The 21,508-nt window shown below is 57.7% G+C and carries 16 protein-coding genes and 1 pseudogene; 9 read left to right on the forward strand and 8 right to left on the reverse strand.

The annotated features are described in order from the left end of the window. The 7 genes and pseudogenes from hslU (B2589_RS10595) to B2589_RS10625 all read right to left on the reverse strand — a co-directional run. Positions 1–238: pseudogene (hslU, locus tag B2589_RS10595) on the reverse strand (HslU--HslV peptidase ATPase subunit); the annotation flags it as partial. After that, positions 225–1,562 (reverse strand): ATP-dependent protease ATPase subunit HslU, encoded by a 1,338-nt coding sequence (gene hslU, locus B2589_RS10600; protein ID WP_286816559.1) that lies wholly within the window; start codon positions 1,560–1,562, stop codon positions 225–227. The gene hslU (B2589_RS10600) and the pseudogene hslU (B2589_RS10595), both read right to left, overlap by 14 nt. Positions 1,563–1,573: 11 nt before the next feature. Next, positions 1,574–2,104 (reverse strand): ATP-dependent protease subunit HslV, encoded by a 531-nt coding sequence (gene hslV, locus B2589_RS10605; RefSeq protein ID WP_022990117.1) that lies wholly within the window; start codon positions 2,102–2,104, stop codon positions 1,574–1,576. 247 nt (positions 2,105–2,351) lie between these two features. Beyond that, positions 2,352–2,987, reverse strand: a complete 636-nt coding sequence (locus B2589_RS10610; protein ID WP_286816560.1) for an SPOR domain-containing protein — start codon at positions 2,985–2,987, stop codon at positions 2,352–2,354. Between the two features lie 7 nt (positions 2,988–2,994). Continuing rightward, the gene (argS, locus tag B2589_RS10615; protein WP_286816561.1) at positions 2,995–4,680 is read right to left on the reverse strand and encodes an arginine--tRNA ligase; all 1,686 of its coding nucleotides are present in this window, start codon (positions 4,678–4,680) and stop codon (positions 2,995–2,997) included. 139 nt (positions 4,681–4,819) lie between these two features. Then, the gene (locus B2589_RS10620; protein ID WP_286816562.1) at positions 4,820–7,624 is read right to left on the reverse strand and encodes a hypothetical protein; all 2,805 of its coding nucleotides are present in this window, start codon (positions 7,622–7,624) and stop codon (positions 4,820–4,822) included. Positions 7,625–7,792: 168 nt separating this feature from the next. Then, positions 7,793–9,964: a primosomal protein N' gene (locus B2589_RS10625; RefSeq protein WP_286816563.1), complete on the reverse strand. Its 2,172-nt coding sequence runs from the start codon at positions 9,962–9,964 to the stop codon at positions 7,793–7,795. A gap of 232 nt (positions 9,965–10,196) precedes the next feature. On the opposite strand from B2589_RS10625, the gene rpmE reads away from it, so the two are divergent. Both rpmE and B2589_RS10635 read left to right on the forward strand, forming a co-directional pair. Then, positions 10,197–10,418: a 50S ribosomal protein L31 gene (gene rpmE, locus B2589_RS10630; protein ID WP_022990121.1), complete on the forward strand. Its 222-nt coding sequence runs from the start codon at positions 10,197–10,199 to the stop codon at positions 10,416–10,418. A 215-nt stretch (positions 10,419–10,633) separates the two neighbouring features. Next, positions 10,634–11,899 carry a malic enzyme-like NAD(P)-binding protein gene (locus tag B2589_RS10635; protein WP_022990122.1) on the forward strand — a complete coding sequence of 422 codons (1,266 nt, stop codon included), beginning with the start codon at positions 10,634–10,636 and terminating at the stop codon, positions 11,897–11,899. Between the two features lie 78 nt (positions 11,900–11,977). Here the strand turns inward: B2589_RS10635 and B2589_RS10640 are convergent, their stop codons facing one another. Continuing rightward, the gene (locus B2589_RS10640) at positions 11,978–14,497 is read right to left on the reverse strand and encodes a penicillin-binding protein 1A (RefSeq protein ID WP_286816564.1); all 2,520 of its coding nucleotides are present in this window, start codon (positions 14,495–14,497) and stop codon (positions 11,978–11,980) included. Positions 14,498–14,735: 238 nt separating this feature from the next. On the opposite strand from B2589_RS10640, the gene B2589_RS10645 reads away from it, so the two are divergent. The 7 genes from B2589_RS10645 to aroB all read left to right on the forward strand — a co-directional run bounded on the left by B2589_RS10645 (position 14,736) and on the right by aroB (position 21,443). Continuing rightward, on the forward strand, positions 14,736–15,800 hold the full coding sequence (locus tag B2589_RS10645) for a pilus assembly protein PilM (protein ID WP_286816565.1): 1,065 nt from the start codon (positions 14,736–14,738) through the stop codon (positions 15,798–15,800). Continuing rightward, complete coding sequence (locus B2589_RS10650; RefSeq protein WP_286816566.1) at positions 15,800–16,363, forward strand: PilN domain-containing protein; 564 nt, start codon at positions 15,800–15,802, stop codon at positions 16,361–16,363. The genes B2589_RS10645 and B2589_RS10650 overlap by 1 nt, the downstream gene beginning before the upstream one ends. Continuing rightward, on the forward strand, positions 16,363–16,974 hold the full coding sequence (locus B2589_RS10655; RefSeq protein ID WP_199456779.1) for a type 4a pilus biogenesis protein PilO: 612 nt from the start codon (positions 16,363–16,365) through the stop codon (positions 16,972–16,974). The genes B2589_RS10650 and B2589_RS10655 overlap by 1 nt, the downstream gene beginning before the upstream one ends. A gap of 2 nt (positions 16,975–16,976) precedes the next feature. Then, entirely contained in the window at positions 16,977–17,519 is a 543-nt protein-coding gene (locus B2589_RS10660; protein ID WP_286816567.1) for a pilus assembly protein PilP, read from the forward strand. A 20-nt stretch (positions 17,520–17,539) separates the two neighbouring features. Beyond that, on the forward strand, positions 17,540–19,657 hold the full coding sequence (gene pilQ, locus B2589_RS10665) for a type IV pilus secretin PilQ (protein WP_199456781.1): 2,118 nt from the start codon (positions 17,540–17,542) through the stop codon (positions 19,655–19,657). A gap of 138 nt (positions 19,658–19,795) precedes the next feature. Further along, positions 19,796–20,380, forward strand: coding sequence for a shikimate kinase AroK (gene aroK / locus B2589_RS10670; RefSeq protein WP_199456782.1), 585 nt, complete (start codon positions 19,796–19,798; stop codon positions 20,378–20,380). Next, positions 20,355–21,443, forward strand: a complete 1,089-nt coding sequence (gene aroB, locus B2589_RS10675) for a 3-dehydroquinate synthase (protein ID WP_199456783.1) — start codon at positions 20,355–20,357, stop codon at positions 21,441–21,443. The genes aroK and aroB overlap by 26 nt, the downstream gene beginning before the upstream one ends. The last annotated feature ends 65 nt before the right edge of the window (positions 21,444–21,508 follow it).

Here is a 21,508-nt window from a genome sequence, read left to right on the forward strand (position 1 = left end):
CGCCCAGTTTCTCGTCGACATAGGCGGCGGTGACTTCGAACACCTCTGTAACCTTGTCGCCGGCATCGAACGACAGGCCTTCCAGCAGGCGCTCCAGTACCGTATGCAAGCGGCGGGCGCCGATGTTTTCGGTGGTTTCGTTCACCTTGTAGGCCACTTCCGCAATGCGGGCAATAGCATCGTCTGCGAACGTCAGCTTCACGCCTTCGGTGCCCATCAGGGCTTCATACTGTTGCACCAGAGAGGCGTCCGGCTCGGTCAGGATGCGCTTNNTCGCCTAGCTGAGCGTTGACGTAGTCAGCGTCGATGACCAAGGGGCTATCCATATCACCACCCTTGAACGATGCCTCTTCCAATAGGCGCTCTAGCACAGTGTGCAGGCGGCGAGCACCGATATTCTCGGTGCCTTCGTTCACTTGCCAGGAGATTTCGGCAATGCGCTCAATACCGTCCGGGGTGAACTCAAGGTCCAGCCCTTCAGTTGCCAGCAGCGCTTGGTACTGCTTGGTCAGTGAGGCAGAAGGCTCGGTGAGAATCCGCTTGAAGTCGCCCGGCGTTAGCGCATCCAGCTCAACGCGAATCGGCAGACGGCCCTGCAGTTCCGGAATCAGGTCAGACGGCTTGGACAGGTGGAACGCACCGGAGGCGATGAACAGGATGTGATCGGTACGCACGGCGCCATACTTGGTGCTCACGGTGCTGCCCTCGATCAGAGGCAGCAAGTCACGCTGTACGCCTTCGCGGGAGACGTCAGACGAGGTGTTCTCGGAACGCTTGGCCACCTTGTCGATCTCGTCGAGAAACACAATGCCGTTCTGCTCAACGGCCAACAGCGCTTTCTGCTTGATCTCTTCCTCGTTCACCAGCTTGGCGGCTTCTTCATCCTTAGCCAGTTTCAGGGCGTCTGCCACCTTCATCTTCCGGGTCTTACGCTTGTCGGAAGACAGGTTGGAGAACATGCTCTGCAGCTGGTTGGTCATCTCCTCCATGCCGGGAGGCGCCATAATCTCAACGCCGGCACTACTGCTGCGCAGGTCAATCTCGATTTCCTTGTCGTCCAGCTCACCTTCCCGCAGTTTCTTGCGGAACATCTGGCGAGTGGCGGAATCGTTGCTGGTACGCTGGCTGTCTTCGTTGAAATCCCGCGCCGGCGGCAGCAGGGCATCCAGAATGCGGTCTTCGGCCGCGTCCAGGGCACGGTTTTCGTGCCGTTTCATCTCCTTCTCACGGAGCATCTTCACAGCCATATCCGCCAGGTCCCGGATAATGGACTCCACGTCCCGGCCCACGTAGCCCACTTCGGTAAACTTGGTGGCTTCTACCTTCAAGAAGGGAGCATCGGCCAGCTTCGCCAGGCGGCGGGCAATCTCGGTTTTACCCACACCGGTGGGGCCGATCATCAGGATATTCTTGGGGGTAATCTCGTCACGCAGGCTGCTGTCCAGCTGCATCCGGCGCCAGCGGTTACGCAGGGCAATGGCCACGGCACGCTTGGCTTCCTGCTGGCCCACGATGTGTTTGTTAAGTTCGTGAACGATTTCACGGGGAGTCATTGCAGACATGGTCGCTCCGGTCAGTCTTTGATGGGCAGCACTTCCAGAGTGCGGTTCTGGTTGGTGTAGATGCAGATGTCGCCGGCAATCTCCAGCGCCTTCTCTGCAATCTCGTGGGCGCTCATATCGGTATTCTCGAGCAGTGCCCGCGCCGCTGCCTGGGCAAAGGCCCCGCCGGAACCAATGGCAATCAGGCCCTGTTCCGGCTCGATGACATCACCGTTACCGGTAATAATCAGCGACGCAGTCTTGTCGGCGACGGCCAGCAAGGCTTCCAGCTTGCGCAGGGCACGGTCACTACGCCAGTCTTTGGCCAGCTCCACCGCCGCGCGGGTGAGGTTGCCCTGGTGTTTCTCCAGCTGGGCCTCAAAACGTTCAAAAAGGGTGAAGGCGTCTGCAGTGCCACCGGCAAACCCGGCAATAACCTGGCCGTTGTACAAACGGCGCACTTTGCGGGCGTTCCCTTTCATGACGGTGTTGCCCAGAGAAACCTGGCCATCGCCGCCCATGGCGACTTCGTCGTCCCGGCGGACGGAAACTATGGTAGTCATTTTGGCTCCAGTTGCCTGTGTGAAAAATCGTATTTCAGGTTTATGGAGGCAGCTGGCGGGAATTCAAGTGGCCCAGGTTTGGCGGCGGCTTTCCAAAAACCGCTCCTTGCGGCACATCCCTGTGGCGCTTCTGCTCCGCCATCCATGGCTCCGCAAATTTTTGGAAAGCCGCCCCCAAACCTGTCCCCGAGCAATGTGCTGGCCCGCAGGCAAGCCCCCCGCGCCTTAAGAGGTTGTGTCGGAAGCTTCAGCCTTCTTTGGGAACCTTCCGCACCAAGGGCTGAATATTGATGGACACCAGCTTATCCACAGCCGAATTCATCTGGCTGCGAGAGGTGAACGGCCCGACATTCACCCGGTACCAAATGCCGCCATTATCCTGTGTGATCTGCTGAACGTGGGCGCGAAGGCCCTGGAAGGCAATCTGGGCACGCTGGCGCTCAGCGTCTTCCTTGCTGCGGAAGGAACCGGACTGGAGGATGTAGTCGAATGCCGTTTTGGCCGGCCCCGGGGTGTACTCCTGTACTTTCGGAGGCACCACCTCAGATTCCGGCAGCATTTCATAGAAGCGGAAATTCTGCTCTTTTTGCCGGGCAGCATCCTGCCTGGCCTTGGTGGCCGCAGGGTTTGCTTGTTGCTGGGCCGGTGCTGCCTGTTTCGGCGCTTCCGGGCCTGCAGGCAGGGTGTTCAGGTAAACAATAAAACCGATAAAGCCACCAACAGCGGCCAGAGACAGAACCCACTTCAAGGACAAACTCCCGTGTTGCCTGTGCGCAGGGTCGCTGCGCTTGGGTTTTGATGCCTTGCGGGCGGCGGCCTTCTGCCTGGGGGCAGCGGCGCCTTTGCCCGCGGGGCGGTCCTTTTTGGCGTAGTCTCTGGCCATGGCCGGCTTACATCTCTTCCGGTGCGCTCACGCCCAGCAAGTCCAGGCCGTTGGCAATCACCTGGCGTACTGCCAGGTAAAGGCTCACACGGGCGTCCCGCAGGGCAGTGTCTTCAATCAACACCTTATGGGCGTTGTAGTAAGTGTGGAACTGGCCGGCCAGCTCACGCAGGTAGTGGGTGAGGTGGTGCGGCTCACGCTGGGCGGCGGAGTTGGCAATCAGCTCCGGGTACTTGGCCAGCTGGTTGGCCAGTTCTTTCTCTTCGTCCAGGGTCAGCAGGCTCAAATCGCCCACACATTCGTTCAGGCCCCGTTGTACGCCTTCGGCGGCCAGTTTGCGCAGTACGCTGCAAATCCGGGCATGGGCATACTGGATGTAATACACCGGGTTTTCATTGGTCTGGGAGCGGGCCAGGTCGATATCGAAGGTCAACTGGGAATCCACGCGGCGTGCCGCCAGGAAGAAGCGGGTGGCGTCGCGGCCCACTTCGTCGATCAGGTCCCGAACGGTCACGTAGCTGCCGGCACGCTTGGAGATCTTTACCTCCTGGCCAGAGCGGGTCACCATTACCATCTGGTGCAGAACGTAGTCCGGCCAGCCCTGGGGAATGTCGGCTTTCAGGGCCTGAAGGCCGGCGCGCACGCGGGTGACCGTGGAGTGGTGGTCTGCACCCTGTTCGTTGATCACGGTGGTAAAGCCACGCTGCCATTTATCCAGGTGGTAGGCCACATCCGGCAGGAAGTAGGTGTAGCCACCATCTTTCTTGCGCATTACACGGTCTTTGTCGTCGCCGAATTCGGTGGTTTTCAGCCACATGGCGCCGTCCTGTTCGTAGGTGTAGCCGTTGGCTTTCAGGCGCTCAACGGTGGCTTCCACCTTGCCGTCTTCATACAGGGAGGACTCGAGGAAATACACATCGAACTGAACCCCGAAGGCTTTCAGGTCCAGGTCCTGTTCCCGGCGCAGATAGGCCACGGCAAACTCGCGGATGGCGTCCCGGTCGTCCGGGTCGGCCTTGGCGGTCACTTCCCGGTCGTCGGCAATCACGGTTTCGCCGGCCATATAGGCGTTGGCTACGTCGACAATGTAGTCGCCCCGGTAGCCGTCTTCCGGCCAGCTTTCGTCTTCTGGGGTCAGGCCTTTAACGCGGGACTGAACCGACAGGGCCAGGTTGTTGATCTGGGCGCCGGCGTCGTTGTAGTAGAACTCACGGGTAACATCGTAACCGTTGGCTTCCAGCAGGCGGCACAGACAGTCGCCAATCGCGGCGCCACGGCCGTGGCCCACGTGCAGTGGGCCGGTGGGGTTGGCAGACACAAACTCCACCTGAACCTTCTCGCCCTTGCCCGAGTTGTTGCGGCCGAACTGCTCCGCTTCATCCAGAATGTTGTTCACAATGCCGAACGCGCTGGCGGTGCTCATGAAAAAGTTAATAAAGCCCGGCCCGGCAATTTCCACCTTCTCAACCGCTGAACTCTCCGGCAACGCCGCCACCAGTGCCTCGGCCAGCTTTCGCGGCGGGCAGCCAGCCGCCTTGGCGGCCATCAGGGCAATGTTGCAGGCGTAATCGCCGTGGGATTTGTCCTTGGTGTTACCTACCTGCGGGGTAAAGGCCTGGTCAGCCGGCAGGGTGCCTTCGGATTGCAGGGCAGCCAGTGCAGACTGGAGAAGCTCGGATACGGTCTCTTTCATGCGTCAGACGACTCGGTTTTCAGAAGAGTGGGTGTCAGGGCAGGGCGCCCGTTGAAATCAGAAGGGGCGTATTATCGCGGAAAGTTGGGGTGTAAGCAAAAAGCCCGGCGCTGTGGCCGGGCTTTTTGGATAGTGCGCGTTAATCTGCGCGATCAGTCTTAGCTTGTCCGTTTGGTGGTGTCGCTGTAACTGTAAGGCGGAGCGGGTCGGTCGACGTCAGGTCCGGCTCCACATAAGTACAGACGATGAAGGAATACCCTTCCACATTAGGGTCAGCGGGTACAGGTTCCTCGTTCAACAGCTTGCCGGATGAGCCAAGTGTGAAGGTACTGCTACTTGCCGGGAACAGAGTGCCCCCCTGAACTTCAAAGGCGATCTGCGTCCCGACAGGCGGTGAGTTTTTAGCGCCATTGCCAAGAAGATCAACCCAGGTCTCTGCACAGAATGCTCCGCCTGTTGCTGGCATTGTTGCGGGAGATAGCTGAACATCTTCCAAATCTGAAGTCGACATCAGCATTTGTACGCTGGATTCAATCCTTCCAGTGGGCTCGGGGCTAGTTGGATCGCCAACAAGGCTGCCGTGCGTGTAGGCGGTTACAGTGGCAAACTTTTCCGCAGCATTGGAGCTGTTTATCTCGAGGCTCTCCCATGTGACAGTGCAGCGACCATCGTTGTCCAGGATGCACTCTGGATCAATGGAACCTTGGTCAGTATGGAAATTCACTATCGTATTGCCACGTATGCGGTTGCCTTGCTCATCCGCAGCCAGCACAGTCAGCTGTACTTTTACGCCGTCTATGCCCTGTGTGTCCGGGGCAAAGTTGCTTGTGCTGATTGAGAATTTTCCAGCAACCGGCAGTTTCGAGTTCACGGCAATCGGGGCGGAATAGGCTTCCAGCAGGTTACCCTTAGTATCTGTGTAGCTGGCAATAACCCTGAAGACCACATTGTCGAAACCGTCGAGGGCTTTGATCTTAACCTCGGCGAAGCCGTTGCTGTCAGTTTCACCACCGTCTACAGGTTCTAGCACGGCTACATCAACTGCTCCGGGATTATCAAGGGTGAAGTTTATGACTTCACCATCGACACCGTTGTTCTGGTTGTCTTTCAACTGAACACGAAGTGTGGATGTAGTCTCACGGTCTTCCGTGGAATACCAGGACGGTGCAATCGAGTTCGGCTCAGGCAGCCCGGCTGTCAAAGAGTTTGCCGGCAGATCGGCCAGTTCGATAGTGGCTTCAGCTGTTGCGGTAAAGCCATCGACTCCGGTCAGCTCTGCTCGCACCAGATCTGTGGTCTGTGAGCCGCAGTTTTGCGCTGTGTACAGAATCTCGATATAGCCAAGGCTAACAGATGCATTATCGGCGGAGAGCGGAGATGCGGTCGCTCCGGGTTGTTCACCACACTGGGAAGTGAACTCCACTGTCAGCGGCTGCCCCTTGACCTGAGCCTCAGTCACGGCGTCGGCGATTGACAGATAGAGCTTGGTCTGAACGCCCAGTGGCAAGGCGGTGTCCCGGGTGTTGCCGATTACGCCAGCATTAAAGGTACCTGCGTCGTCAAAGTAACCAAGTGCCAGCTCCTGGCCTTCTTTGGCAGCAATATTGACCGTTGTGGATGCAAAAGTATCTGTCCCGCCAATTCGGGCGTAGATGGTGTCCTCGCCAACGCAGCCTTGTGCCCGGTACGTGCTGATCAGCTCCCCTGACTCTGTGTTGCCGGTACTGTCAATCGTGGCCAGGCCAGAATCCAGACAGGTAGAGAAGAACTCGATAGAGCTCTCGAAGCCGGTTAGCTGCTCAATGAAGTTACCGGTGTCATCAACCTTGGCGATGACTGAGCGGATGTCGGTGCTTGGCTCGGCTTCCGTGTTGTAATCCAGCTCAGATTTGCTGGCAGCAATACTATCTGTAAACAACCCGGCATTATCGTAGGAGCCGATGGCCAGATTGGTGTCAGAGACAATGATGTCTGCGCTGGCCTTGAGGGTGTTATCGCCATTCAAAAATACGAGTACGTTGTCGGTTCCCAGGCAGTCGGGGGCTGCATTGTAAGTAGCAAGAATTGCTCCGCTGTTAGTTACGTTTGTGCCAGAGATGCTTGCGCGGCCAGCGTCAATGCACATTGATGTGAATTCGGCAGTGTATGCAACGCCGCTGGCAGGCTGGCCATCGGTTTGAATGTTTACGATAATATCGGTTGATGCTTGATTGGAGGCATCCAGCACCAAGGCAGGTTGCTCGACCCTGATGACGCCTGGGTGGAATGTTCCTGCAGCGTCAAGCGATCCGACTTCTGTAGTTCCTGGGGTTGTTGTGCCTCCTGCCGGACTGACTGAAAACGTGACTTTTGCAAGGTTTTCGGAGTCCTCGTTCAATTTCGCATAAAGTACATCATCATTTCCTGCGCACGCCGCCAGGGGGGTGTATGTTGCTAGTACAGTTCCCGCCTCGGTTGTGATTTGGCTGTTATCCATTTCAGCCCAGCCCGCTGCCAGACAGCCCGAGAAAAAGCGCACCGTGTTTTCAATGCCCGTAGCTAATGCGTTGTCATTTTCCGGGTCAACTATTTGCAGGGCAATCCGTGTGCTTCCGGTAGTTTCGCTGTCGACAGTAAGGTTAGTCAGGTCTGTGCTGATGTCGCCTTTAACGAATGTGCCGGAAACATTGCTGCCGAGTATGAGGCCGGCTTGTGGATTGTTGTCTGTATCTGTGCCTCCGGTGTCGGTATCGTCCGTATTTGTATCGTCTGGAGAAGCAGCCCCCCCACCAGTGGTCGTGTCATCCTGGCCAGTATTCACATTAACAATCGGAGTAGAATTCTCATCCCCCCCACAAGCCGCCAAAAAAACAGCCAGCGACAACGCCGACGCACGCGCAAGGAATTTCCCTGACATTTTTATATCTCCAGTGTTCGTTACAGCAAAAGCCTTTTCGCTGCGCATTCCCTGCACGAGAACCGCAGCCTCAGGTGTTGTTACAGAATTCTTCTATAGTTTGCTGAAAATCATAGCACAGTCGGTGAAAAGGCAATGATTACGGCGCGAGTTTTCTGCAAAAGATTGTAACGTTTTGCAGGGCGTGCGCTGTGTCGCACTTCAAAGCTTTCCGTGTCAGCCGGTTTCCTGCGGGTCTACATCCACCATCCAGCGGGTGCTGGCGGGCAGTTTGGCCTGGTCCAGGTATTGGCATATATGGCTCAGCAGTCGGTTCAGCTGGCCCCGGCTGTCGCTCACCAGTACCAGCTGGGCCCGGTGGCGGTCTGCCTTGCGGGCGATGACGGCCGGTAGCGGTCCCCATACTTCTATGCCCGGTGTTTGTGCCATGGGTTTCAGGGTGTCCAGCAGCTGCAGGCTGTGCTGCATGGTGTCCGCTTCGGCCCGGAGGATGGCCATGGCCCGGAAGGGCGGGAGCTGGCCGCCTTCGCGTTCGGCCAGTAGCTGGTCGGCGATGTTGGCGTAGCGGCCTTGGTGCAAGGCATTGAGTAGTGGATGGTCGCTGTGGCAGGTCTGGATCAATACCTTGCCGGGCTTGTCGCCCCGGCCGGCGCGGCCGCTTACCTGTAACAGGGTCTGGATCATCTGTTCCGGTGCACGGAAGTCGACGCTGAACAGGCCGCCGTCTGCATTCACCACGCACACCAGAGTCACGTTGGGAAAGTCGTGGCCCTTGGCCAGCATCTGGGTTCCCACCAGTATGCACGGCTCGCCGCTGTTCACTTTTTTCAATATGGCCTGGATGCTGCCCTTGCGCTGAGTGCTGTCCCGGTCGACCCGCACCACTGGAGTATCCGGGAACTGTTCGGCCAGGGTGTCTTCGGTGCGCTCGGTGCCCTGGCCCACGGGTTTGAAATTCTCGCTCTGGCATTTCGGGCAGTTGTGGCTGGCGGCCATCTGGAAGTCGCAGTGGTGGCAGCGCATGGCCCTGTCCCGCCTGTGATAGGTCAGGCGGGTGTCGCAGCGGGGGCATTCCTCCAGGTGGCCGCAGTCAAAACACATCATTACCGGGGCGAAGCCGCGGCGGTTTACAAACACCAGGGCCTGTTCGCCTTTGTCCAGTGTGTCTTTGATGGCAGTCAGGGCCGGGCGAGACAGCCCGGCTTCCAGTGGCCGGCTGCGGATGTCCAGTAGTTCCAGCGCCGGAGGCCTGGCGTTGCCGGCCCGTTCTTCCAGCCGGATGAGCTGGTATTTGCCCTGACTGGCGTTGTGCCAGGATTCCAGAGAGGGCGTGGCGGAGCCCAGGATCACCGGGCACTGGTTCAGGTGGGCCCGGTATACGGCCACATCCCGGCCGGAATAGCGGAAGCCCTCACCCTGCTTGTAGGAACTGTCGTGCTCTTCGTCCACGATGATGGCGCGGAGCCCGGTAAACGGAAGCAATACGGCAGAGCGGGTGCCAATCAGGATAACCGGCTCGCCGTTGCGGATTTTCAGCCAGGTGCTCAGGCGTTCGCCGTCGTTTAGGGCGGAATGCCATACCGCAATCCGGTTGCCGAAATAGCGGCGGAAGCGGGCCAGGGTTTGCGGCGTCAGGTTGATTTCTGGCACCAGCACCAATGCTTGCTCGTTGCTCTGCAGGCGGGTTTTCAGGTAGTGCAGGTACAGTTCGGTTTTGCCGCTTCCGGTAATGCCGTATAAAAGGGTGGCAGAGAATTCGTCGGTGCGCTCCGGAAAGCCGGTGGCGGCTGTCTGCTGGGCCGGTGACAGCTGCGGAGCGGGCAGGTCGGCTTCCGCAGCCGTGGTTATGCCGGTAATCGCTTCCTTCTGCTGTATCAGTTCTTTCTGCTCCAGTGCGCGAATCTGTGCGCGGCTGAAGCCCGCCTGAACCAGGGCGCTGGTGGTTATGCCCGGCGCTTCTTTTACCGTATTGAACAGCGCCCGTTGGCGGTGCGCGGTGGCCGGCAGGGCGGGTTCGCTGGCGGTGCAGTGCCAGCTTTCATCCGGCTTTTCTCGCGCGGGCCGGCCTTTGCGCAAGGCGGGGGGCAGGGCGGTGAACAGGCATTCGCCCAGTGGGTGCTGGTAGTAGTCGCTGGCCCAGGTTAATAGCCGGAAGGTGCTTTCGGGTAGAGCGGGCCAGGGCTCCAGGGCTTCGGCCACCGGCTTCAGGGTAATGCCTTCAGGCGGTTGAACCCCGGTCTCCACCACCAGGCCGGTCAGGGTTTGCCGGCCGAAAGGCACTTTTACCCGCTGCCCCGGGGCAAGCTCAAGGCCATCCGGAACCCGGTAGTCAAACAGCCTTCGGAGCGGGCGGTTGAGGGCGATGCGGGCGGTTGCTGGCCGTGTCACGGTATCTGCGTATCCTGAAAACGGGCGGTATGGCGCCGGCGGTAGTTTACGGGCTGGTTCCGGGGAGCAAGATACTTGCCTGTGGCCGGGTTTGTCAGTAAGATTCGCGGTCTGTTTCTGGCCGGGCTTGATTGTGCACGGTCTTTCCAATTGATTCAAACATGCGGTGCCTGGCTGAAACCGCCCTTTACGGCGGGTGATCAGGTAGCGGCATGACCGAAAGAGGTTCGCCATGAAAGAAGGTATTCACCCGAAGTACGAAGACATCACCGCTACCTGTTCCTGCGGTAACGTGATCAAGACCCGTTCTACTGTTGGTCACGACCTGCAGCTGGACGTTTGCTCCCAGTGCCACCCGTTCTACACTGGCAAGCAGAAGGTTATGGACACCGGTGGTCGTATCGATCGCTTCCAGAAGCGTTTCGGCAGCCGGATCGGCGGCAAGAAAGACTGATCATTGCCGCAATGCTGAAAAAAGCGCCTTCGGGCGCTTTTTTTGTGCCTGCAGATCGGGCCCTTTTGCTGCTGCATACGCAAAATGCCCTATTGACTGATTGTAAAATGTTCGATTTCGGCTTGTCGTTTCGGGTCGGGCGCGCCATAATGGCGCGCTCCGCTGACTAGCTCCGGCGGTATTTACCTTTAAACGTGACAAACGGAACAGTGGCAATGTCTCAAGATCTGAAAGAAGCAGCCCTTGAATATCACGCCAAACCGCGGCCGGGTAAGCTGAGTGTTGAAATCACCAAGCCGACCGAAACTGCCCGCGACCTTTCACTGGCGTACAGCCCCGGGGTTGCCGAACCGGTCCGCGAGATCGCGAAGGACCCCGAGAATGCATACAAATACACAGCCAAGGGTAACCTGGTAGCCGTTATTTCTGACGGTACTGCCATCCTGGGTCTGGGTAATCTCGGCCCCCTGGCGAGCAAGCCGGTAATGGAAGGCAAGGGCGTACTGTTCAAGCGCTTTGCCGGAATCGACGTATTCGATATCGAAGTCAATTCCGAAAGCCCGCAAGCGTTTATTGAAACTGTTGAGCGTATCGCAGATACCTTCGGCGGCATCAACCTGGAAGACATCAAGGCACCCGAGTGCTTCGAGATCGAGCGCGCTCTGATCGAAAAGTGCAATGTGCCCATCTTCCACGATGACCAGCACGGTACTGCCATCGTAACTGCAGCCGGCATGATCAATGCCCTTGAGCTGCAGGGCAAGAAAATCGAAGAAGCCAAGGTGGTTTGTCTGGGCGCTGGTGCGGCCGCAATCGCCTGCATGAAGCTGTTGGTCAGCTGCGGTATCCGCTCTGAAAACATCTACATGCTCGACCGTAAGGGTGTGATCCACTCTGGTCGTGACGATCTGAACCAGTATAAGGCGATGTTCGCGAACGAGACGGACAAGCGCACCCTGGATGACGCTATCGACGGTGCTGATGTATTCCTGGGTCTCTCCGGCCCGGACCTGTTGGGTGCCGAGCAGCTGGCCAAGATGGCTCCGAACCCGATCGTGTTTGCCTGCTCCAACCCGGATCCGGAAATCAGCCCGGCAGTGGCCATGGCTACCCGTGATGACCTGATCATGGCGACCGGTCGCTCTGACTATCCGAACCAGGTAAACAACGTGCTGGGCTTCCCGTTCATTTTCCGTGGCGCGCTGGACGTTCGTGCAACCGCCATCAACGAGGAAATGAAAGTGGCCGCTGTTCACGCCATCCGTGAGCTGGCCAAGGAGCCGGTACCCCAGGAAATCTGTGCCGCTTACGGTGTAGATAGCCTGGAGTTTGGCAAGGAATACATCATTCCCAAGCCGATGGATGTTCGTCTGCTGGAAGTGGTTCCTGCTGCTGTGGCCCGTGCCGCGGTAGACTCCGGTGTAGCTGGCCTGCCTTACCCGGCCCACTACCCGCTGAAGTCCATGGACGACATCATCTGATTGCGATGTAGTCTGGCTTCATAAAAAAACCGGCGGAGATCCCGCCGGTTTTTTTGTGTCTGTATCTTCGCTTTTCGGTTAGAAAATCTGCCGTGACAAGCCTTCAGATTCTCCGTTCAGTCCGGAGCCGTTGTCGTCTGCAGAAAGCGGGGCCGGCACGTCTTCTTCCTTGAACAGCTCGAACACTCCGTCTTCTCCCGGCCGTGCCCGCTCACCGGTCTGCGGATTAATGCGGATGCTGGCAAGGCCGTTTGGCCGGTCCATAGTGGCGGCAGGCGCATCCTTCAGCGCGACTGTCATGTAATCCAGCCACACCGGCAGGGCGGTGCTGGCACCATATTCGGCGCGACCAAGCGGGGCTGGCTGATCAAAGCCGACCCATACGGTTGTTGCCATGTCGTGGTTGAAGCCGGCAAACCAGGTGTCTTTCTGCTCGTTGGTTGTACCGGTTTTGCCCGCCAGGTCACTGCGCTCAAGGGCCAGTGCGCGGCGACCGGTACCCCGGCGGATGACGTCCTGCATGATCGAATGCAGGATGTACACGGACCGCTCATCGGCCAGCCGGCGCATTACCCGTGGCCCTTCGGGTTCGTCTGCAGAGGCGGGCAGTGCCATGCCTTCGGTATCGGGAAGCTCGTCGGTCTGGATGTCTGTGGCGTTCTCGTTTTCTGCCAGCTGATCGCAGTTACTGTCGCACAGTATGGTTTCCGGTGCTTCGTATACCACGGTGCCGTCAGATTCCTCGATGCGTTCGATCAGGTACGGTTGTACATCGTAGCCCCCGTTGGCGATAACCGCGAAGGCCCGGGCCAGTTCCATCGGAGTCAGCAAGCCGCTGCCCAGAGACAGTGACAGGTTGGATGGCATGTTGTTGGTCGGTACTTTCAGCTGGCCCAGGTAATCCAGGGTGGTCTGAATGCCCAGGTCCCGAAGCAGGCGAATAGATACCAGGTTCCGTGAGCGATAGAGGCCCTCACGCAAGGTGGTGGGGCCGTAGAATTGCCCTGATGAATTCTGGGGGCGCCAGGTGTCTTCCAGTTCCGAGTCATCGAAAACAATCGGCGCGTCATTATAAAGGGTGGCCGGTGTGCGACCGTTTTCCAGGGCCGCCAGGTACAGGAACGGCTTGAAGGTAGAGCCCGGCTGGCGCTGGGCCTGGGTGGCACGGTTGTATTTGCTCTGGCTGAAACTGTATCCGCCGGCCAGGGCTTCGATGGCGCCGGTTTTTGCGGCCAGTGAGATCAGGGCACCTTCCACTTTGGGTGCCTGGGCAAGGGCCGCCTTCAGGGTGCCGGCACCGGCTTCTGCGGGTTTCGGCTGATCTGGCAGTTCGGTGACCTGCGGCAGTTCCAGGATCTTCGTGTAAATCACGTCACCGACGCTCACCACGTCTGACGGCTTTTTCGGTTCCGGGCCGGTCAGGTTTTCGGTGCGGTACCGCTTGGCCCAGGTCATGGTGTCGAAGCCTATGATCCCGGTACCCAGTCTTCGCAGCTGGGCATGCACTTCACCGGCCTCATCGTCGATACGGGTAACCACGGCGGGCACCAGTGACTCCACTTGCGGATAGTTGAGCAGTTGTCGGGAGATTTCGTCGCCTGACAGGTCGCTCACATCAATCTGGCCGATAGCGCCACGGAAACCGTGGCGGCGGTCGTAGTCTTCCAGGCCCGCCTGCAGGGCTTCGGTGGCAGCCTGCTGCTTTTCACTATCCACGGTGAGGGTTACGCTGTACCCATCGGTGTAGGCTTCCTCGCCAAACCTGCGAACCATTTCGGCGCGGGCCATCTCGGCCAGGTAGTCGGCGTTAACTTCGGTTTCCCTGGTGTTGTAGCTGGCTGTAATAGGTGCGTCTTTGGCAAGGGCCCAGGCTTCTTCACTGATGTAGCCCAGGTCTTTCATCCGGCCAAGAATCCAGTCCCGGCGAATCAGCGCCCGCTCGGGGTTTGCCAGCGGGTTATAGGCGGAAGGTGCCTTGGGCAGGCCTGCCAGCATGGCCATCTGGGCGAGCGAGAGTTCGTTAACCGGTTTGTCGTAATACACCTGAGCTGCCGCTGCGATACCATAGGCCCGGTTACCCAGATAGATCTTGTTCAGGTATAGCTCGAAGATCTGTTCTTTGTTCAGTTCACGTTCAATCTGAAGTGCCAGCAGTATCTCGTTGAACTTGCGGATGAAGGTGCGGTCCCGTGACAAAAAGTAATTTTTTGCAACCTGCATGGTGATGGTGCTGCCGCCAGACTGGATCTCGCCGGTGGAGACCAGTTCGATGGCAGCCCGCACCAGGCCTTTGATGTCTACCCCGAAGTGGTCGTAAAAACGGGCATCTTCAGCGGCCATAAAGGCTTGTAACTGAATTGTAGGGATCTGTTCTATTGTGACCGGTGCCCTTCTCTTTTCGCCGAATTCTGCTATTAATCTGTTGTCTTTGCTATACACGCGAAGAGGCGTCTGCAGCTTTACGTCCAGCAGCTGGTCAACATTCGGCAGGTTGGGGCGAAGGTAAAGGTAGAGGCTCGAGGCTACAATAACAGCGACACTCAGGCCGGTGAGAATGAACCAGGCTAAAACACGAGATGTACGCAGCAGATTAGACATTTTTTTCTGACAACAGTTGGATATAGGTCTATTATTTGAGAAATTACTTTAGGAAGGCTTGGGTGGCCTTTCCAACCTGCAATCGCTCCTGAATAAATAAGAGAGTGCATTGTAGACGTAAAAAACAAGAAATTCTCTTACATAAAAAACAGATAGCGCAATTTTGGGTTAGCTGCCGGAACTCCGGAGCTCCAGGGTTGCACAGCCGGGTGTATTCAACCAGGTATAGGGTGAGCGCGTGTTCGGATTACCAGGAAAAAAATCCAGTGCTGTGCTGGGCGTGGATATCAGCTCCAGCTCAGTGAAGCTGCTCGAGCTGTCGAAACATGGCAGTCGTTATCGGGTCGAGAGCTATGCCGTAGAGCCGTTGCCGGCGGATGCGGTAGTCGAGAAAAATATCACCAACGTCGAAGCTGTGGGCGAAGTGCTCAAGCGGGTGGCGTCCAAGTCCCACACCAGCGTCAAACAAGCTGCTGTCGCGGTGTCCGGTTCGGCGGTCATCACCAAGATCATCGAAATGGACAGTGGCCTTAACGAGTTCGAGATGGAAGACCAGATCGGCCTCGAAGCAGATCAGTACATTCCTTATCCGCTGGATGAAGTGGCCCTGGATTTTGAGGTTCAGGGGCCTTCCGAATCTAACCCGGACAAAGTTGAAGTGCTCCTGGCGGCTTGCCGGAAAGAGAACGTGGATGTCCGGGAAGACGTGCTTGAAATTGCCGGCCTGAAATCCAGGATTGTCGACGTTGAAGCCAATGCCCTTGAGCGCGCTTACACCCTGATCGAACAACAGCTCGATGGGCAGGGCGAGGAAATGGTCGTTGCCATTGTCGACCTGGGTGCCACCATGACCACACTCAGCGTTCTCGCCGGCGGCACAACGGTTTATACCCGTGAACAAATCTTCGGTGGCCGCCAGCTGACGGAAGAAATCCAGCGCCGCTATGGCGTGTCGTTCGAGGAAGCCGGCCTGGCCAAGAAAAAGGGCGGGCTGCCGGACGACTACGAAGAAGAAGTACTTGGCCCCTTCCGGGAAGCAGTGGTTCAGCAGGTTGCCCGCGCACTGCAATTCTTCTTCGGTGCCAGCCAGTACAACTCGGTGGATTATGTGGTGCTGGCAGGCGGCACCGCCTCCATACAAGGGCTGGTGGAAATGGTTGAAGAAAAAACCGGTACCCGGACCCTGGTGGCCAACCCCTTCGCCGACATGTCGATCGGATCCCGGGTAAACGCCTCAGCCCTGAGCAATGATGCCCCGTCGTTGATGATTGCCTGTGGTCTGGCAATGAGGAGTTTCGACTGATGGCAAAGATTAACCTCAGGCCCTGGCGGGAAGAACTGCGGGCTGAAAAACAGAAACAGTTCGTGGTGATGATTCTGGGCGCAGCGATTATCGCCGCAGGCCTGGCATTCCTCTGGAAGAGCGACATGGATAACCGGATTGCCTACCAGCAGTCCCGTAATGCCTACATCGAAACTGCCGGTAAGGAACTGGACAAGCAGATCAAAGAGATTGAAAACCTCAAGCGGCAGCGCGACGAGCTGCTGGCTCGTATGCAGGTCATCCAGGATCTGCAGGGCAAGCGCCCTGTTATTGTCCGGGTATTTGACGAGCTGGTGCGCACGTTGCCCGATGGCCTGTTCTTTACTGACCTGAAGCGGTCGGGGGATCAGATCGATATTGTGGGCATGGCCGAGTCCAACAGCCGCATTTCAAACCTGATGCGCCGCTTTGACGAGTCAGACTGGTTTGCTAACCCGAACCTGTCCAATGTGGCGGCTGCAGACAACCGTCGGGCCGGATACAGTCAGTTCAACCTCTCTGTGCAGCAAAAAACTCCAGAGCCCGAAGGGGAGGGTAAGTAATGAGCCTCGCGGACTCACTTAAAAGCCTGAATGAATTCGATATCAATGACCTTGATATCAATAACGCGGGTATCTGGCCTGCACCAGTCAAGGCAATTGTTGCGCTGATAGTCTTCGGCCTGATTCTTGGTGGTGGCTACTGGTTCTTTATCAAGGATCAGTACGCTCAGCTCGATCGTGTCGAAAAGCAGGAGCAGGAACTCAAGCAGCAGTACGAGCAGAAAGCCTACCAGGTGGCCAACCTGGACGTGTTCAAGGCCCAGATGGCGGAGATGGAGGAAACCTTCGGAGCGCTGGTGCGTCAGCTACCCAGCGAGACGGAAGTTCCGGGCCTGCTTGAGGACATTACCAACACGGCGTTGGGCAATGGCCTGTCGTTGCAGGAAGTGAAACTGCAGCCGGAGCAGCGCCGGGACTTTTACTCGGAGTTGCCGATTAACATCCGGGTTTCGGGCGGCTACCACGAGCTTGCCTCTTTCGTGAGCAGTGTGGCCAGCCTGCCGCGGATCGTTACATTGCACGATTTAACCATCAAACCAATCAGCGGAGAGGGTGACCAGCTTGATATGCAGGTTGTTGCCCGTACCTACCGCTACCGGGCTGGAGAGTGAGCATGACAGGAAAGCATGCGGGAAAAGCCTGGCTGGGTGTGTGTCTGGCCTCTTTGCTGACGGCTTGTTCCCAGGGAAACGGTTTCTCTGACCTGGACAAGTTTATGGCGGATACCCGGGCCAAGCCACGGGGCCACGTTGAGCCCCTGCCGGAATTCAAGGCCTACGAGGCGTTCAGTTATTCGGCAGCCGATCGGAGAGCGCCGTTCGAGCCGCCCATCGATGTTCAGCTGACCATGGCTGAGGAGCAGCCGGTGAGTGACGTAGAGCCGGACCTCGATCGACCGAAAGAAGTGCTTGAGAACTTTGACCTTAAATCACTTGGAATGGTCGGTACTCTGCAGGGCGTGGATGGCAACCTGTTCGCGTTAATACGGGACAACGAAGGCGGAATTCATCGGGTACGTACCGGTAACTACATGGGCCAGAATTATGGCCGGGTGGTTGGCGTGAGCGACACCCGGATCGAGCTGGTGGAAATCGTTCCGAACGGCCGGGGTGGTTGGGTCGAGCGCCCGCGCTCCCTGTCCCTGGATGAAGAATGAGGCAGGGGAGCGGCAAAAACATGATTGAAAGAAACATGCATGAACAAAAAGTTGTGGGATCGAGGCTAGCGATGTTCAAAAAACTCAATGTCTGTGTCGGCGTGATTGCCATCGGGTTATGGAGTAGCCTGGCCGGAGCGGTCACGCTGGAAGACGTATCGTTTACGTCGCTGCCGGGGGAAGGTCTCGAGGTGACCATGAAGTTCGATGGTGCCCCGCCCGAACCTAAGGGTTATACCATCGAGCGTCCTGCACGGATCGCCGTAGACCTGTCGGATACCACCAGCGGCCTCAATCAGCGCAGCATTCCGCTGGGTAGCGGAAATGCCCAGAGCCTGACGGTCGTGGAAACCAAGGACCGCACCCGGTTGATCTTCAATCTGGTGGAGCTGGTGCCTCATGAAACGGTTCGCAACAATAACTCGCTGGTAATGACCATTGGTGGAGGCGGTTCAGCGCCTGTGGCGAGCTCCCGCCCGGCACAGCCCCAGTCAGCGCCAGTTGCCTCAACCTCATCTTCCAATGCGCTGGCGGATGTGGATTTCCGCCGGGGCAAAGACGGTGAAGGTCGGGTGATTGTGGATCTCGGCAGCACCAAGGCCGCTGTAAACCTCACTGAGCTTGGTGGCCGTATCCGGCTGACCATGCCGGACCTGGAGGTGCCGGCCAACCTGCGCCGTCGCCTGGATGTTTCCGACTTCGCCACTCCGGTAACCCGTATCGATACATTTGTTGAAGATGGCAATGCGGTGATCGAAATCCGTCCGGAAGGCGAGTACGACTACATTGCCTACCAGTCTGGCCGGGAGTTTACGGTTAGTGTTGAAGAGCTGTCCCAGGAAGAAGCGGAAATCCGCCGTGAAGAGAAGTTCCCGTACACCGGTGAGAAACTGTCCCTGAACTTCCAGGATATTGAAGTGCGCTCTGTACTCCAGCTGATTGCCGATTTCACCGGCCTGAACCTGGTGGCCAGTGACACTGTGGGTGGCAGCATTACCCTGCGCTTGCAGAATGTACCCTGGGATCAGGCGCTGGATCTGATTCTTAAAACCAAGGGTCTGGACAAGCGCCAGATTGGCAACGTGCTGCTGGTAGCCCCAGCGGATGAAATTGCCGCCCGTGAAAAGCTTGAGCTGGAAACCTCCAAGCAGATCGCTGAGCTGGCGCCGGTTCGTCTGGATATTATCCAGGTGAACTACGCCAAGGCCGCCGATGTGGTAGCCCTGATCCAGGCGGATGAAGAGCTGATTTCCTCACGAGGTTTCGTGTCCTCTGACGCCCGGACCAACACCATCAGTGTTCGTGAAACAGCGGACAAGCTGGAAGAAATTCGTCGCCTGGTAACTACCTGGGACGTACCTGTGCGCCAGGTTTCTATCGAGGCACGCATCGTTCGTGCGCAAACCAACGTAGCGGAAGACATCGGCGTTCGTTGGGGTGGTGCGGCCTACAATGTTGATGGTGACGATGTTGTGACCATAGGCGGTTCCTTGGGCACCCTGCAGGAAGCTCGCGACGCAGCTGGCGGTGGCAGCAATACCATTTCCTTCCCGGGTGCCTTGGGTGTTGATCTAGGGGTGTCTGGCGAGGGCGCATCCTCCTTCGCAATCGGCTGGGGCAGTGATGACTTCCTGGTAGACCTGGAGCTTTCTGCCCTCGAAAGCGACGGCCGTGCAGAAGTGGTCTCCCAGCCGCGGGTTGTGACTGCGGACCGCCAGACTGCGTCGATCAAGTCCGGTGAAGAGATTCCGTACCAGAAAGCTGCGTCCAGTGGTGCCACTTCCGTTTCTTTTAAGGAGGCTGTGCTATCGTTGGAAGTGACCCCGCAAATTACCCCGGATGATAAGATCATTATGGATCTGGTAGTCAACCAGGATTCCCGGGGCGAGGTCACGGCCGGTATTCCGTCGATCAACACCAATGAAGTTATGACTCAAGTGCTGGTGGCGAACGGCGAGACAGTGGTTCTGGGTGGTATCTTCCAGTCCGAGGTGGCCACGCAAACCACCAAGACTCCGTTCCTGGGTGATATTCCCTACCTTGGCCGCCTGTTCAAGCGTACTGAGCACATCAATGAGCGCAGTGAGCTGCTGATCTTCATCACCCCGAAGATCATCAAGAACGACCTGATCGACTGATCCGGCCAGTAAACCGAAAAGCCGCCGCTAACCCCGGCGGCTTTTTCGTATCTGGAGTAGTGCTTCTGGTGCCGGTGACTTATGGAAAGGTGCGCCCTGTGCTATTCTCACCCGCTTGAAATCTGTTGAGCGGAAATTATGTCTTTGCCCAAACGCGTAGTACTGGTCGGGCCCATGGGGGCCGGAAAAAGTACCATCGGCCGGATGCTAGCCAAGGAACTCGGGTACCGTTTTCTCGATTCTGACCGCATTATTGAAGAACGCTGCGGCGCCAATATTCCCTGGATCTTCGATGTGGAAGGGGAGGACGGCTTTCGTCAGCGGGAGACTGCCATGCTGGATGAGCTTACCGGCGAACAGGGTACCGTTCTGGCCACCGGTGGTGGCGCTGTAATGCGCCCGGAAAACCATCCGTTACTGAAGAAAAACTCTGTGGTGGTGTACCTGAAAACCTCCATCGAGCAACAGGTGGAGCGCACCCGCAAAGACCGTAACCGCCCGTTGCTGCAGAATGATGATCCGGAGGCCGTCCTGCGCAGGCTGTTCGACATCCGTGATCCGCTGTATACCAGGCTGGCGGATATCGTGATGTACACAGACCGGAAAAGCCCCCGGCTGGTGGTTCGGCAGCTGGTTAACCGTATCAACCCCAGAACCCCCCGGCACAAACGGCAAAGACGCAAAGAAGGTCGTGACTATGCACAAGGTACTTCGAGAACTTGACGTTGACCTCGGGGAGCGCAGCTACCCGATTATTATCGGTCAGGGTTTGCTTGGCTCCTTTGACCTGACCCCCTGGGTGGCCGGCAATCAGGTGATGATCGTTACCAACGAAACGGTCGCGCCCCTGTACCTCGAAAAAGCCCGTGCCTGCTTCCCCGGTAAAACCGTGGATGTGGTTACCCTGCCGGATGGTGAAAAATACAAAGACTGGCAAACCCTGAACTTGATCTTCGACGGCTTGCTGGAGAACCGGCACACCCGAAAAACCACCATCGCGGCCCTTGGTGGCGGTGTAGTGGGGGACATGGCCGGGTTTGCGGCGGCCTGCTATCAGCGGGGCGTGCCCTTTATCCAGATTCCCACAACCTTGTTGTCCCAGGTGGATTCCTCCGTAGGCGGAAAAACCGGCATCAACCATCCCTTGGGGAAAAATATGGTGGGTGCATTCCATCAGCCGCAGGCTGTGTTGATTGATACCGATTCCCTGGCCACCCTGCCACCCCGGGAAGTCTCTGCGGGGCTGGCGGAAGTCATCAAGTATGGTTTGATCCGAGAAGAATCTTTCCTGGGTTGGCTGGAGCAGCACATTGATGAGCTGGTCCGGCTGGAGCCGGCTGCCCTGGGTGAAGCTATCTACCGTTCTTGTCTGTGCAAGGCCGAGGTAGTGGCGCTGGATGAAAAAGAAGGCGGCCTGCGGGCGATTCTCAACCTGGGGCATACCTTTGGCCATGCCATCGAGACCTTTGCGGGTTACGGCAACTGGCTGCATGGCGAAGCAGTGGGTACCGGCATGCTGATGGCGGCTGATCTTTCGGTTCGTGAAGGTAATATCACGCCTGCGGACCGTGACCGTGCAGCGGAACTGATCCGCCGTGCCCGGTTGCCGGAGCTGGCTCCGGAAGGCATGACCGAAGACGATTTCATGAGCCTGATGGCGGTGGACAAAAAGAATGTCGACGGCAAGCTCCGCCTGGTGCTGATGAAAGCACTTGGTGATGCCTATGTAACCGACGAAGCGGCCGCCGGCAATATCCAGGCGACACTGAACGCCTTTATCCGCTGACCTGTTTTCTGCATACCCGGCTGCAGGGGCCGATTATGGTGCCCTGCGGCCTTTCTGCCCTCTTT

The sequence above is a fragment of the Marinobacter sp. UBA3607 genome, from assembly GCF_002375525.1.
Lineage (GTDB): Bacteria > Pseudomonadota > Gammaproteobacteria > Pseudomonadales > Oleiphilaceae > Marinobacter > Marinobacter vinifirmus.

Bases quoted from the DNA above. Each gene is read 5' to 3' on its own strand.
- hslV (WP_022990117.1), bottom strand. From the start codon at position 2,104: ATGACTACCATAGTTTCCGTCCGCCGGGACGACGAAGTCGCCATGGGC.
- B2589_RS10610 (WP_286816560.1), bottom strand. From the start codon at position 2,987: ATGGCCAGAGACTACGCCAAAAAGGACCGCCCCGCGGGCAAAGGCGCC.
- argS (WP_286816561.1), bottom strand. From the start codon at position 4,680: ATGAAAGAGACCGTATCCGAGCTTCTCCAGTCTGCACTGGCTGCCCTG.
- B2589_RS10620 (WP_286816562.1), bottom strand. From the start codon at position 7,624: ATGCGCAGCGAAAAGGCTTTTGCTGTAACGAACACTGGAGATATAAAA.
- rpmE (WP_022990121.1), top strand. From the start codon at position 10,197: ATGAAAGAAGGTATTCACCCGAAGTACGAAGACATCACCGCTACCTGT.
- B2589_RS10635 (WP_022990122.1), top strand. From the start codon at position 10,634: ATGTCTCAAGATCTGAAAGAAGCAGCCCTTGAATATCACGCCAAACCG.
- B2589_RS10640 (WP_286816564.1), bottom strand. From the start codon at position 14,497: ATGTCTAATCTGCTGCGTACATCTCGTGTTTTAGCCTGGTTCATTCTC.
- B2589_RS10650 (WP_286816566.1), top strand. From the start codon at position 15,800: ATGGCAAAGATTAACCTCAGGCCCTGGCGGGAAGAACTGCGGGCTGAA.
- B2589_RS10655 (WP_199456779.1), top strand. From the start codon at position 16,363: ATGAGCCTCGCGGACTCACTTAAAAGCCTGAATGAATTCGATATCAAT.
- B2589_RS10660 (WP_286816567.1), top strand. From the start codon at position 16,977: ATGACAGGAAAGCATGCGGGAAAAGCCTGGCTGGGTGTGTGTCTGGCC.
- pilQ (WP_199456781.1), top strand. From the start codon at position 17,540: ATGATTGAAAGAAACATGCATGAACAAAAAGTTGTGGGATCGAGGCTA.
- aroK (WP_199456782.1), top strand. From the start codon at position 19,796: ATGTCTTTGCCCAAACGCGTAGTACTGGTCGGGCCCATGGGGGCCGGA.
- aroB (WP_199456783.1), top strand. From the start codon at position 20,355: ATGCACAAGGTACTTCGAGAACTTGACGTTGACCTCGGGGAGCGCAGC.